At 59.6% G+C, this 13,139-nt stretch carries 14 protein-coding genes; 9 read left to right on the top strand and 5 right to left on the bottom strand.

The window, feature by feature from the left end; all coding sequences use genetic code 11:
* Positions 1-36 precede the first annotated feature (36 nt).
* The 4 genes from CAG02_RS15690 (at position 37) to CAG02_RS15675 (ending at position 1,770) form a co-directional block, all read left to right on the top strand.
* A complete protein-coding gene (locus CAG02_RS15690) occupies positions 37-336 on the top strand; it encodes a hypothetical protein (RefSeq protein ID WP_085712718.1) in 300 nt (99 codons plus the stop codon).
* A 157-nt stretch (positions 337-493) separates the two neighbouring features.
* Positions 494-937: a hypothetical protein gene (locus CAG02_RS15685; RefSeq protein WP_085712797.1), complete on the top strand. Its 444-nt coding sequence runs from the start codon at positions 494-496 to the stop codon at positions 935-937.
* Positions 937-1,209, top strand: a complete 273-nt coding sequence (locus CAG02_RS15680; protein WP_085712717.1) for a type II toxin-antitoxin system RelE/ParE family toxin — start codon at positions 937-939, stop codon at positions 1,207-1,209. Before CAG02_RS15685 ends, CAG02_RS15680 begins: the two co-directional genes overlap by 1 nt.
* Before the next feature lie 87 nt (positions 1,210-1,296).
* Entirely contained in the window at positions 1,297-1,770 is a 474-nt protein-coding gene (locus CAG02_RS15675) for a helix-turn-helix domain-containing protein (protein WP_085712716.1), read from the top strand.
* A gap of 78 nt (positions 1,771-1,848) precedes the next feature.
* Here the strand turns inward: CAG02_RS15675 and CAG02_RS15670 are convergent, their stop codons facing one another.
* Both CAG02_RS15670 and hslO read right to left on the bottom strand, forming a co-directional pair.
* Complete coding sequence (locus tag CAG02_RS15670) at positions 1,849-3,390, bottom strand: phosphoenolpyruvate carboxykinase (RefSeq protein WP_085712715.1); 1,542 nt, start codon at positions 3,388-3,390, stop codon at positions 1,849-1,851.
* Between the two features lie 181 nt (positions 3,391-3,571).
* Positions 3,572-4,474 (bottom strand): Hsp33 family molecular chaperone HslO, encoded by a 903-nt coding sequence (gene hslO, locus CAG02_RS15665; RefSeq protein ID WP_085712714.1) that lies wholly within the window; start codon positions 4,472-4,474, stop codon positions 3,572-3,574.
* Positions 4,475-4,578: 104 nt separating this feature from the next.
* On the opposite strand from hslO, the gene CAG02_RS15660 reads away from it, so the two are divergent.
* Entirely contained in the window at positions 4,579-5,379 is an 801-nt protein-coding gene (locus tag CAG02_RS15660; RefSeq protein WP_085712713.1) for a phosphatase PAP2 family protein, read from the top strand.
* A gap of 68 nt (positions 5,380-5,447) precedes the next feature.
* Here the strand turns inward: CAG02_RS15660 and CAG02_RS15655 are convergent, their stop codons facing one another.
* A complete protein-coding gene (locus CAG02_RS15655) occupies positions 5,448-5,855 on the bottom strand; it encodes an RNA-binding S4 domain-containing protein (RefSeq protein ID WP_085712712.1) in 408 nt (135 codons plus the stop codon).
* Between the two features lie 251 nt (positions 5,856-6,106).
* Here CAG02_RS15655 and CAG02_RS15650 point away from each other — a divergent pair, with 251 nt between their 5' ends.
* Positions 6,107-6,553 carry an ATP-dependent zinc protease gene (locus CAG02_RS15650; RefSeq protein WP_169432582.1) on the top strand — a complete coding sequence of 149 codons (447 nt, stop codon included), beginning with the start codon at positions 6,107-6,109 and terminating at the stop codon, positions 6,551-6,553.
* Complete coding sequence (rimK, locus tag CAG02_RS15645; RefSeq protein ID WP_007949201.1) at positions 6,550-7,455, top strand: 30S ribosomal protein S6--L-glutamate ligase; 906 nt, start codon at positions 6,550-6,552, stop codon at positions 7,453-7,455. Before CAG02_RS15650 ends, rimK begins: the two co-directional genes overlap by 4 nt.
* Positions 7,456-7,585: 130 nt before the next feature.
* Here the strand turns inward: rimK and CAG02_RS15640 are convergent, their stop codons facing one another.
* Positions 7,586-8,899: an ATP-binding protein gene (locus CAG02_RS15640; RefSeq protein ID WP_085712711.1), complete on the bottom strand. Its 1,314-nt coding sequence runs from the start codon at positions 8,897-8,899 to the stop codon at positions 7,586-7,588.
* A 114-nt stretch (positions 8,900-9,013) separates the two neighbouring features.
* Entirely contained in the window at positions 9,014-9,754 is a 741-nt protein-coding gene (gene ompR / locus CAG02_RS15635) for a two-component system response regulator OmpR (protein ID WP_007952694.1), read from the bottom strand.
* 360 nt (positions 9,755-10,114) lie between these two features.
* Between ompR and CAG02_RS15630 the strand changes: the two genes are divergently transcribed.
* Positions 10,115-12,439 (top strand): Tex family protein, encoded by a 2,325-nt coding sequence (locus CAG02_RS15630; RefSeq protein ID WP_085712710.1) that lies wholly within the window; start codon positions 10,115-10,117, stop codon positions 12,437-12,439.
* Positions 12,439-12,822, top strand: coding sequence for a PaaI family thioesterase (locus CAG02_RS15625; protein WP_085712709.1), 384 nt, complete (start codon positions 12,439-12,441; stop codon positions 12,820-12,822). Before CAG02_RS15630 ends, CAG02_RS15625 begins: the two co-directional genes overlap by 1 nt.
* The last annotated feature ends 317 nt before the right edge of the window (positions 12,823-13,139 follow it).

Below are 13,139 nucleotides of genomic sequence, written 5' to 3'. Positions count from 1 at the left end.
TGGTGGCTTCATTCGAAGCAATTGAGGATCTAAAAAATGAAATCATGGAACGAGCTCCACTCCGATCGCTACCGTCCACTCGACTCCAACCTCACCGACACCAAGCCCCTGGTCATCGACACCGATGCCAACCCGCAAGACATCCTCGAATGCGCCGTCCAGCGCCTGCGTGCCTCCAGTGACCTGCTGCAGACCCTCTACTGCCTCTGCTTCAAACACGCCGACGTCGAAGACATCCCGCACATCACCCACGCCCTCTACCTGCTGACCAAAGACGGCTGTGACCTGCTGCAAGTCGCCCAGCAGAAAATGCTCAGTTGGAAAGCCCCGGCCTGACGAACTTCGGGCAGGCGTGTTCATGGCTAGAACTGCCTGCCTCTATCCAGAACACTGACGCTGGCATTTCCGGCGCAAAACTTTAAGGACATGAATTTTGCAAACTATTATTGATTGCGTACGATGGGAGCCATTGTTCAACCAAGGGCTTGCCTTCATGACCACTGAAACCATTGATCACAGCACTCTCACCCGACTGTTTGAGAACGGTTCGATCAGTAGCGCACATATCGTTGCCAAGCCCGGTGGCTGGTCGATTCAAATTCAGCAAGGAAGCAAAGAGTATGCACTGGCAGCACAACGCAGTGGTCAGGTGCGACTGTTCAAGCGGTTCGAAACGCTGGTGACCTATCTGCAAGGAGTGGGTATCAACCACTTCGATGTGGACGCCTCCAGTTATGATCCTCTTCAAATAAAAACCTATGCTCGCCCTGATCGCGCCGAAGCGATGAAGCAAGCTCATGAAGCCGCTGCATATGAAGAATGGTTCAAACGTCAGGTGCAAATCAGCATTGATGACCCGAGGCCCAGTATTAGCGATGAAGACTCCCGCCGAATATTTGCCGCCAAACGCGATGCCCTGCGCCAAAGAGTGCGTTGATGAAATTAGTCTGGCGTCCGGAGGCGCATGATGACCGAGACCGAATCATGGATCGCATTAGTCAAGACAATCCCGAAGCGGCTGCGGAACTCGACGAAATTTTCGAATCCAAAGGGGAAGTTGCTCGACAGCGCCCGACTTTATACAGAAAAGGTATTGTTGAAGGCACCCGAGAAATAGTCGCAACGCCCAATTACATCATCGTCTACACGCTCAAAAATGAGTGTGTGGAAGTGCTGCGGATAATGCATGCCCGGCAGCAATGGCCGTAATGATTCAGGAGTATCGAACAGCCGGATCAACCATCTAAGTGCAATTATTCTGGCGCTCTAACTGCTTAAAGGAAGGAATACCAGCATATGGCCAGGAAAACTGCAGCTCTTCTTCCAAAAACTGCACGACTTCTAAATGATTTTGGTGAGCGTCTGAAGCTAGCTCGTCTGCGCCGAAGGCTGACGGCTAAACAAGTCGCGCAAAGGGCCGGAATGTCAGTAATGACACTGCGATCTCTGGAATCAGGTGCTACGGGTGTGACGATCGGGGCGTACATATCGGTGATGCAGGTTTTGAGTCTGGAGCAAGACTTGAACCTGTTGGCATCTGTAGATGAGCTCGGACGCTCGCTACAGGATGCTCGATTAACCCGCCCCAGGCACCCGAAGAAAAAGCCTGTGCGAGCTACATCAACCGGAAGCACCACCGATCCTAAAGGCTTAAAAGATGGCGACGTGAGCTACGGAGAACTATCTGACGATTTCCGCCGTAAATACCCACTCAATACTCTTTGTCTCTCAGAACTTTTAGTTTCGCGGCGTGGAGTCAAAAAAGATTGATCAAGCATTAAGGACGGGACATCACCCACAAAAAAGCCGCCCCTAAGAGGCGGCTTTTTCATTCACCAGAACTAAGTCTTACAACTTAGGCCCGGCAGCCTTGATCGCGTCGCTCACGTCGAACTTCTTGAAGTTCTCGATGAACAGACCGGCCAGTGCTTTGGCAGCTTCGTCGTATGCAGCCTTGTCAGCCCAGGTGTTGCGTGGGTTAAGCAGGTTGGTTTCGACGCCCGGTACGGCCAGTGGCACGTCCAGGTTGATGGTGTCCAGGTGTTCGGTTTCGGCACCGACCAGGGCACCGCTCTGGATCGCTGCGATCACGGCGCGGGTGGTCGGGATGTTGAAGCGTTTGCCGACGCCGTAGCCACCACCGGTCCAGCCGGTGTTGACCAGGTAGACCTTGGAGCCGAAGCCCTTGATGCGCTTGATCAGCAGCTCGGCGTATTCACCAGCCGGGCGCGGGAAGAACGGTGCGCCGAAGCAGGTGGAGAAGGTCGACTTGATGCCGCTGCCCGAACCCATTTCAGTCGAGCCCACCAGTGCGGTGTAGCCGGACAGGAAGTGGTAGGCCGCCTGCTCGTTGTTCAGGATCGACACTGGCGGCAGTACGCCGGTCAGGTCGCAGGTCAGGAAGATCACAGCGTTCGGCTCGCCGCCCAGGTTCTTCTCGGAACGCTTGGCAACGTGCTCCAGCGGGTAGGCTGCGCGGCTGTTCTGGGTCAGGCTGACATCGGCGTAGTCGGCGTGCTTGGCATCGTCGATCACGACGTTTTCCAGCACGGCGCCGTGCTTGATGGCTTTCCAGATGACCGGCTCGTTCTTCTCGGACAAGTCGATGCACTTGGCGTAGCAGCCGCCTTCGATGTTGAAGACAACGCCTTCGCCCCAGCCGTGTTCGTCGTCACCGATCAGGTAACGGCTTTCGTCGGCCGACAGGGTGGTCTTGCCGGTGCCGGACAGACCGAAGAACAGGGTCACGTCGCCTGCTTCGCCGATGTTGGCAGCGCAGTGCATTGGCAGCACGTCGGAAGCTGGCAGCAGGAAGTTCTGCACCGAGAACATGGCTTTCTTCATTTCACCGGCGTAACGCATGCCGGCGATCAGCACTTTCTTCTGGGCGAAGTTGAGGATCACGCAACCGTCGGAGTTGGTGCCGTCACGCTCAGGCACGCACTCGAAGTTGGCGACGTTCAGCACTTGCCACTCTTCACGACCGGCCGGGTTGTACTGGGCCGGGTTGATGAACAGGCAACGACCGAACAGGTTCTGCCAGGCAGTCTGGGTGGTCATCTTCACGGCCAGGTAGTGATCTTCGGCCGCGCCTACATGCACGTGGGAAACGAAATGCTCTTGCGCGTTGTTGAACGCCTCGACACGAGCCCACAGCGCGTCGAACTTGTCGGCCGGGAACTTGCGGTTGATCGGGCCCCAGGCAATCGCGTCCTGGGTGGAAGGCTCTTCAACGATGAAACGGTCGACTGGCGAACGGCCGGTGCGGTGACCGGTGCGAACTACCAGAGCGCCGGTATCGGCAAGCTCGCCTTCACCGCGTTTCAGGGCTTCTTTTACCAGATCATCAACACTCAGATCGGTGTACACGGCGTTATTGGCTTGCGTCATGAGGTTCCCCGTCGGCCAGTGGCCGAGTGTGCTCCAAACGTTTTGTAGTAGAAAGTCGTGCACTACTACCGCGAAAAAAGTGGGCCGGATTATGCCAGAAAAGCCCAAAAAGAGTAGGGCCCTCCCGTCGTAACGGCGTTATTCCGTCGTTGAGCAGTGAATTTACCTGCGCTGAACCGTTTTAGTGCCGGGTATCTGACGGCGTCTCGACGCCCGCGCCAGCGAACAATTGAGCGATATCAGCCGCGTCGAACAGGTAGCGCTGGTTGCAGAACTGGCAATCGATCTCGACGCTGCCACCCTGCTCGGCCACCAATTGCTGCGCATCTTCCAGACCCAGGCTCACCAGTGCATTGCCCGAACGCTCGCGGGAGCAACTGCAGTGGAAGCGCAGTTTCTGCACATCGAACAGACGAACCTGCTCTTCATGGTAGAGGCGATGCAGGACGGTTTCGTTGTCCAGGCTCAACAGTTCATCAGCGGTCAGGGTGTTGCCCAGCGCGGTGATGTGCTGCCAGCTGGCGGCGCGTTCTTCTTCATCTTTCAGGCGATCGGCCGGCAGTTGCTGCAGCAGCAGGCCACGGGCGCGACGGCCATCGGCGCACAGCTTGAAGCGGGTGCCGACCTGCTGGGACATGACGAAGTAGTTGGTGAAGCAGTCGGACAGGGTTTCGCCGTCGAGGTCGACGATGCCCTGATAACGCTGGCCTACGGTCGGGTCGATCGTCAGGGCCAGAACGCCGTTGGGCATCAGGTCGGCGAGGGTCGCGTCAGGGGCGATCAGGTCCGCCTCGTAACGGGCCAGGCCACGGATTTCACGCTCGCTGGAGCATTCGATCATCAGCAGCGGAATCGGGCCTTCGGAGCGTGCCTGAAGAATCAGCAAGCCATCGAATTTCAGGGTGCCCACCAGCAACGATGCGGCAGCCATGAACTCGCCCAGCAATTGCGCAACCGGCTCCGGATACGGGTGCTTGGCGAGCACTTCGGCGTAGCTGCGTTCCAGCGACACCAGTTCGCCGCGCGTGTCGCTGTCATCGAAGATGAAGCGTTGGGTGTAATCGGTATCGAGGAAATCGGTCATAGGTCTAGGTATCTGAATTTAATGACAAAAAGGTTACAAAGAATGAAAATCCCGCGCTTCTGGCATCCATTTTGATGCCTATGTTCAGCCACGGGAGGCATTTTATGAACAATCCGGGTTTGTTCCAATCAAGGTGGAACCTCGGCCGGCTGGTTCTGTGCAATGCGGTGCCATTGGCACTACTGGCTTTCTGGTTATGGCCTACAGGCCAGATGCTGTGTGTGGTTTTCGACGAGTGGCTGTTCCGCTCACTCAATACTCCACTGGCCAGCAACCCCATATGGCTCCACATCTGGGCAATTGCAAGTCTGCGCCCGTTCGACGTTGTCGTCGGACTGATTCTGCTGACGCTGCTGATCAAGGGCGACTGGGTGTTCAAGGCGATTGACGTACGTCGCGCCTTCTTCGGATTTTTCTCGATCCTGCTGCTGATGGTGGTGATCCGTGCGCTGTTTTCCAAATTTGCCGACCACATGGGCTGGCAGCACAACAGCCCCTCCATGGTGCTCGAAGGCGCCGTCCATATGAGCGACTACTTCCCGCATCTGGAGAAGACCTTTGAGCTGAAGGATCGCTCAAGCCAGAGCTTTCCCGGTGACCATGCTTCGGTGCTGCTGATCTGGGCGTTGTTCATGGGTGTGTTCAGTCGCTCAGCCGGCCAGTTCCTGACGGTCTGGGGCCTGGCGCTGCTGTTCATGCTGCCGCGGCTGGTGGCCGGCGCGCACTGGGGCCAGGACGACTACATCGGTGGTCTGCTGCTGGCGGTGTGGGCGTTGGGCTGGGGTTACTACACACCGTTTGCCTATCACGCGGCGAACTTCTGGCTGAAGGTCACGGCGCCGATCTTCGGGCTGCTGGGCAAGTTGCCGGTGATTTCGCGGATGACTGTCGTGTCCGCACGATAATCGACGACCACTGAAAAAAATCGCAGCCATTGACGAGTCTTGAGTCTGGACCGGCAGGCTGCGATTTTTCATTCTCCGCCACTGTTCCCACGAAACTTAAACAGATCCCGGCGCTGCTTCTTGCTCGGTTTGCCATCGGTGGTCACGCCCAAGGCGCCAGCCTTGCGCATCGCCGCAGCCGCCTCGCGCTTGGCGATACTGGCCTCGGTCTCGGCATACAGCGTCTGCGCTTCCGGCGCGCCACGGCGCACGATCGACAGGGCTTGCACCACAACGGTCTTTTCATCGAAGCCGGTGCGAATCTCGAATTCGTCGCCGATGCGTGGCTCTTTGCCAGGCTTGCAGCGCTCTCCCCGACAATGCACTTTGCCGCTTTCAATGGCGGCTTTGGCCAAGGCACGGGTTTTGAAAAAACGTGCAGCCCACAACCATTTATCGAGACGGACCTTGTCGTCCTCTTCGCTTTTTTGTGCCATGGAATTTCCTCATTCTGAAATATTGATGAACTGTACTACCGTTTCTGTCGTGCCATGAATTGTGCTGTCCCGGATTACAATGCGCACATTCCGGGGCGTGCTTGAGATGACGCAAAACCGGGCCGTAGATATCTGTCGCCTTTTAACCACTATTCTGCGTGAATACCGCAAATCCGGCCCCCTGCGGGCTGATCGGTTTTCACCGGTTGAGCATTTTTTTGAAGACATTTGACCATTTGACCGTTGTCGGTCTGCGCGAGTGGGTGGCGCTCCCGGATCTGGGAGTCGCGGGCCTTCGGGCGAAAATCGACACCGGCGCCAGCACCTCCAGTCTGCACGCCACTGACATCGAGCCGTTCGAACGGGACGGCGAGAAGTGGGTGCGCTTCACCGCGCACCTGGGCACGGTAGTGCAGTTGCGCCACCGGCGTTGCGAAGCGCCGCTGGTCACCCGCAAGACCATCAAGAGTTCCAACGGCCAGGCCCAGGTGCGCTATGTGATCAGCACCACCCTGGCCCTCGGTGATCGGGTCTGGCCGGTCGAGTTCACCCTCGCCTGCCGCAAGTCCATGCGCTATCGCCTGCTGCTCGGTTCCAAAGCCCTGATCGATGGCCAGCTGGTGGTCAATCCGGGCATCAAATATGTACAAGACAAGCCGGTGTTCCCGGTATCTACCTCCTCCACAGGTGTTGCATGAAGATCGCTGTGCTGTCGCGGAATCCGCGTCTGTATTCCACCCGCCGTCTGGTCGAAGCCGGAACCGAGCGCGGGCATGAAATGGTAGTGATCGATACCTTGCGCGCCTACATGAACATCGCCAGCCACAAGCCGCAGATCCACTATCGCGGCAAGCCGCTGGAAGGTTTCGATGCGGTGATCCCGCGGATCGGCGCGTCGGTGACGTTCTATGGCTGCGCAGTGCTGCGCCAGTTCGAAATGATGGGGGTGTTTCCGCTCAACGAATCAGTGGCCATCGCCCGTTCCCGGGACAAGCTGCGTTCGCTGCAACTGCTGTCACGCCGGGGCATCGGCCTGCCGGTGACCGGTTTCGCCCATTCGCCGGACGACATTCCCGACCTGATCGACATGGTCAATGGCGCGCCGCTGGTGATCAAGGTGCTGGAAGGCACCCAGGGTATCGGCGTGGTGTTGTGTGAAACCGCGACGGCGGCGGAGTCGGTGATCGAGGCGTTCATGGGCCTCAAGCAGAACATCATGGTGCAGGAATACATCAAGGAAGCCGGCGGCGCCGACATTCGCTGCTTCGTGGTCGGTGACAAGGTGATCGCGGCGATGAAACGCCAGGCCAAACCGGGTGAATTCCGCTCCAACCTGCACCGGGGTGGCAGCGCCAGCCTGATCAAGATCACTCCGGAAGAACGCATGACCGCATTGCGCGCCGCCAAGGTCATGGGCCTGGCGGTGGCGGGTGTGGATATCCTGCGTTCGAATCACGGGCCGCTGGTGATGGAAGTGAACTCGTCGCCGGGCCTGGAAGGGATCGAGACCACCACCGGCAAGAATGTGGCGGGGATCATCATCGAACACCTTGAGAAGAATGGCGGGCCGAACATGACCCGCACCAAAGGCAAGGGCTAGAGCTGAAGCGATGTGGTGGCCAAATGGCCGCCATCGCGAGCAAGCTCGCTCCCACTGTTGAAATGCATTCCCCCTGTGGGAGCGAGCTTGCTCGCGAAGAGGCCGTCAGACCCAGCAAGGATATCTGCTGTTAAACGGCATCCCGCGGCAACATCAATCCCAGCGGCAACCGCACCCGCGCCTCCAGCCCGCCACCGGAGCGGTTGCGCAACTCGACATTGCCGCCATGCATCGAAGCAATCCGTTTCACGATCGCCAGCCCCAGCCCGGTGCCCTTCCCGCCCCGCGCCCGATCGCCACGGGTGAACGGGTTGAAGATCGCCTCAAGCTCCGACGGATCGATCCCTGCCCCACGGTCCATCACGCTCAGCACCACGTACGGTGCGCTGGTGTCGCCGGACACATAGGCCGCGACATCCACGCTACCGCCGGCATGGTTCAGTGCGTTGCCGATCAGGTTGTTCAACAGACGTTTCATCGACACTCGACGCAGCGGGAACGGCTGGATCGGTTCCAGACGCAATCGCACTTTCTCTTCACTCTGGTTGTACGGTGCCGCGACTTCTCGCACCAGATCGCTCAGATCCACTTCTTCCACGGATTCGTCCCGACCATCGCGAATGAACGCGAGGAACTGGTCGAGAATCGCGTCCATGTCTTCGATGTCGCGCACCATGTCGTCGGTCAGGTCGGTGCGGTCACCCATCAGTTCCAACGACAGTCGCAGGCGGGTCAACGGCGTACGCAAGTCATGGGAAACCCCGGCGAGCATCAGTTCTCGTTCACGACCGGCCTGCTCGACGTCTTCAGCCATCTGGTTGAAGGCGCGATAAACCTCGGTCATTTCGCTGGGTGTATCGCTGATCGGCAGGCGCACGCTGCGGCCCTGACCGAGTTGCCGCGCGGCATACACCAGACGCTTCAATGGCTGGTTTAGCTGGCTGACAAAAATCCAGGCCGACGCAGTGGAGAGCAGACCGATGGCGAGGAACCAGCCGAGCACGTTCCAGATTTTCTGGCCGCGCAACGGGTGCGGGTACAACGGCACCTTCAACCACCCGTCACCCAGGCTCGGCGCGCGCACCCACAACGCCGGCGGCGAATGCATGCGCAGTCGAACCTCGGTGTCGGCACCCAATTCCGCCTGCATCTGCCGCTGGTAGATTTCGCTGTACGGCCAGTGCTGTTCGCCTTCCGGCACGCCTGCACCGACCACCCGGATCAGGGTCGCGGCATCGGCGATCTTCGCGCGGTTTTCTTCATCGGCGGCCCAATAGGCACGCAGTGTCAGGGCGACGCCGTGGCTGTATTGACGATCCACCAGCACGTCCTCGTTCATCAACAGATAAACCAGAGTCAGTGCCTTGGAGAACAATACGACGATGAGCACCAGCCAGAGGGTGCGGGAGAAGAAACTTTGGGGGAACCAGACAGGGGTTTTCATGGATAACCGCTACGCACTTGCAGGAGCGAGCAATGCTCGCATATTGCGGATAACGAGTCTGCGGAGCCGGCACTTTTGACCGTTCCCCGCAGACCCGCTCCTACAAATCACCCGTCACTTGGTGGAGTTGCCATCCGGCACGAACACATAACCCACGCCCCAGACAGTCTGGATGTAGCGCGGCTTGGACGGATCGGGTTCGATCATCCGGCGCAGACGGGAAATCTGCACGTCGATGGAACGCTCCAGGGCATCCCACTCCCGGCCACGGGCCAGGTTCATCAGCTTGTCGCGGGTCAGCGGCTGACGGGCGTTCATCACCAGGGCCTTGAGTACCGCAAACTCACCGGTGGTGAGCATGTGCACTTCGTCGCCGCGCTTGAGTTCGCGGGTGGCCAGGGAAAGCACGTAGTCGCCGAACGTGACGTTCTCTTCTTCACTGCCCGGCGCGCCCGGCACCGGTGCGGCCTGACGGCGCAGTACGGCTTTGACGCGGGCCATCAGCTCATCCGGGTTGAACGGCTTGGCCAGGTAATCGTCGGCGCCCAGTTCCAGGCCCTTGATCCGGCTCAGCTCGTCGCCCTTGGCGGTAAGCATGATGATCGGGATCTGATTGTTCGCGCCACGCAGACGACGGCAAGCGGTCAGGCCGTCTTCGCCCGGCAGCATCAGGTCGAGAACGACCAGGTTGAACACTTCACGCGACAGCAGACGATCCATCTGCTCGGTGTTCGGTACGGCGCGGGCACGGTAGCCCTTGCTGACGAAGAAGCGTTCCAGCAGGCTGCTCAGCCCCGGATCGTCGTCAACAATAAGAATTTTTTCGCCTTCAGCAGTTTGTGCAGTGCTGCTCATTGGATGCTCCTTTTAGCTCGGCGCGCATTATGGCGTAGCTGCCGTTATACGCACCGTGTGCATTGTTAGCAGATTTTTCCTTCACTGCCAGAAAACCGGGGCTTGAGCCTACAGACCGTGTCGCCCCCGAATGACAGAACGCCGGTTATAATGCGCGGCCTTTTGTGCCAGGCAACGTCTGAATCGTTACCGCAGGTGGCCGTCCTTTATTTTCATGGGCGCCGCAGTAATTGTTCGATTTCACGGGTCAATGGGATGCCTTTTGACCCAGGCAGCGGCAAGCGTCAGGCCGCCCCACCAGACTCCGGGCCCTTATTTATGCGCCTGCGAGCCTGCTTTCACAATTTGTCAGGTGGTTTTATGGACAGCATCAACAGCCGCATCGCCGAGGAACTCGGCGTACGCCCGCAACAGGTCGAAGCGGCCGTCGCGCTACTCGATGAAGGCTCTACCGTTCCCTTCATCGCCCGTTACCGGAAAGAAGTGACCGGCAGCCTCGATGACACCCAGTTGCGTCATCTGGAAGAGCGTCTGCGCTACCTGCGAGAACTCGACGAACGGCGCATCAGCATCCTTTCCAGCATCCAGGAGCAGGGCAAACTCACCCCTGAGCTGGAACGCGAAATCAAACTCGCCGACACCAAGACCCGCCTCGAAGACTTGTACCTGCCGTACAAGCAGAAGCGCCGCACCAAGGGCCAGATCGCCCTGGAAGCCGGCCTCGGCGAGCTGGCCGACGGTCTGTTCAACGATCCGTCGCTGGCCCCGGAAGCCGAAGCCGCGCGCTTCATCAACGCCGAAAAAGGCGTGGCCGACGCCAAGGCAGCGCTGGAAGGCGCCAAATACATCCTCATGGAGCGCTTCGCCGAAGACGCCAACCTGCTGGACAAACTGCGCAATTATTTGAAGCAGGAAGCCACCCTCAGTGCCCGCGTGATCGCCGGCAAGGAAGAGGAAGGCGCCAAGTTCCGCGATTACTTCGAACACGACGAACCACTGAAAAGCATGCCGTCGCACCGCGCGCTGGCGATTTTCCGTGGCCGCAACGAAGGCATTCTCAGCTCCGCGCTGAAAGTCGGCGAAGAACTGCCGGGCACCCTGCACCCGTGCGAAGGCATGATCGGCCAGCACGTCGGCATCCAGAACCAGAACCGTCCGGCCGACAAATGGCTGGGTGAAGTGGTGCGCTGGACCTGGAAGGTCAAGCTCTACACCCACCTGGAAACCGACCTGCTCGGCGAGCTGCGCGACGGCGCCGAAACCGAGGCGATCAACGTGTTCGCCCACAACCTGCACGACCTGCTGCTGGCCGCCCCGGCCGGCCCGCGCGCCACCCTGGGCCTCGACCCGGGCCTGCGTACCGGCTGCAAGGTCGCGGTGGTCGACTCCACCGGCAAGCTGCTGGATCACGCCACGGTTTACCCGCACGTGCCGCACAACAAATGGGATCAGACCATCGCCATTCTGGCCGCCCTGTGCGCCAAGCACTCGGTTGACCTGATCGCCATCGGCAACGGCACCGCCAGCCGTGAGACCGACAAGCTGGCCATCGAGCTGATCAAAAAATATCCAGCGATGAAAATGACCAAGGTCATGGTCTCCGAAGCCGGCGCATCGGTGTATTCGGCCTCGGAACTGGCGGCCAAGGAGTTCCCGGATCTCGACGTGTCGATCCGTGGCGCGGTCTCGATTGCCCGCCGTCTGCAGGATCCACTGGCCGAGCTGGTGAAAATCGATCCGAAATCCATCGGTGTCGGCCAGTACCAGCACGACGTGTCGCAGCTGAAACTGGCACGCGGCCTGGACGCTGTGGTCGAGGACTGCGTGAACGCCGTGGGCGTGGACGTGAACACCGCGTCCGTGGCGCTGCTGGCGCGGATCTCCGGCCTCAACGCGACCCTGGCACAGAACATCGTGACTCACCGTGACGAGCACGGCGCGTTCAAAACCCGTGCTGCGCTGAAGAAAGTCGCGCGTCTGGGCGAGAAAACCTTCGAACAGGCCGCCGGCTTCCTGCGCGTGATGAACGGCGACAACCCGCTGGACTCCTCGGCCGTTCACCCGGAAGCCTATCCGCTGGTGCAACGCATCGCCGCTGAAACCGACCGCGACATCCGCTCGTTGATCGGCGACGCCTCGTTCCTCAAGCGTCTGGATCCGAAGAAATTCACCGACGAGACCTTCGGTCTGCCCACCGTCACCGACATCCTCCAGGAACTGGAGAAACCGGGCCGCGACCCGCGTCCGGAGTTCAAGACTGCCGAGTTCCAGGAAGGCGTCGAAGACCTGAAAGACCTGCAACTGGGGATGATCCTCGAAGGCGTGGTGACCAACGTGACTGCGTTCGGCGCGTTCGTCGACATCGGCGTGCACCAGGACGGTCTGGTACACATCTCGGCGCTGTCGGAGAAGTTCATCAAGGATCCGCGCGAAGCGGTGAAGGCCGGTGATGTGGTGAAAGTGAAGGTCATGGAAGTCGACATCCCGCGCAAACGCGTCGGCCTGTCGATGCGCATGAGCGACACGCCGGGCGAGAAAATCGACGGCGCCCGTGGTTCGCGTCCGGGCTCGGCGCCACGCCAGTCGCAGGGTTCGGCTCCACGCAAGGAAAGCACCCCGGCGGCTCCAGCCAATAACGCGATGGCCTCGCTGTTCGCCAACGCCAAACAGTTGAAGAAACGCTGATGGAAATTCCGGCCGGGCTCGTCGAGAGCGCGTTTTTCAAGCTGTTGGGCTGCCGCCTGCACAGCCTGGAAACCGGGGTGGCGCAAGTCGCCCTGGTGCTGGAACCCGAACTGCGCAACCGCGGCGGCAAGCTGCACGGCGGCGCGCTGTTCAGTCTGGTCGATATCGCCATGGGGCTGGCCTGTTCCAGCACCCACGGCTTTGACCAGCAGAGCGCGACCATCGAGTGCAAGATCAACTACATCCGCGCCGTCTCCGAGGGCGAGGTGATGTGCACGGCGCGGGTGATCCACCCGGGCCGGCGCACGCTGGTGGTCGAAGCTGACGTGATGCAGGGCGACAAACTGGTCGCAAAAGCGCAAGGCACGTTCGCTGTCCTGTAGATGTTGTTCATCATTTTGAGTTAATTTCGGCGCTGTGATCGCAGCGTCGAGCTTTTCTGTGGGAGCGGGCTTGCCCGCGAAGAGGGAGTGTCAGGCAGCATCAGGTCGCCTGACACGACGCCTTCGCGGGCAAGCCCGCTCCCACAGGGACTGCGTAATCTTCGCGTGCATCGGCCAGATTCAGGGAATGAAGTTGGCGTTTCAACGGGGGCTTCAGAGCCCGAAAAACCAGGCGAAAACGCCAGTTTCAACTTCACCCTTGTAGACCGTCCTGCCCACCCCCATATTGGGGCGACTGACGCGTGAAGGAATCCAAA

This window comes from Pseudomonas sp. R43(2017), assembly GCF_002112345.1.
Taxonomy (GTDB): domain Bacteria; phylum Pseudomonadota; class Gammaproteobacteria; order Pseudomonadales; family Pseudomonadaceae; genus Aquipseudomonas; species Aquipseudomonas kribbensis.
The sequence above is the reverse complement of the archived record's forward strand: the minus strand, read 5'-3'. Positions and strand labels throughout refer to the sequence as shown.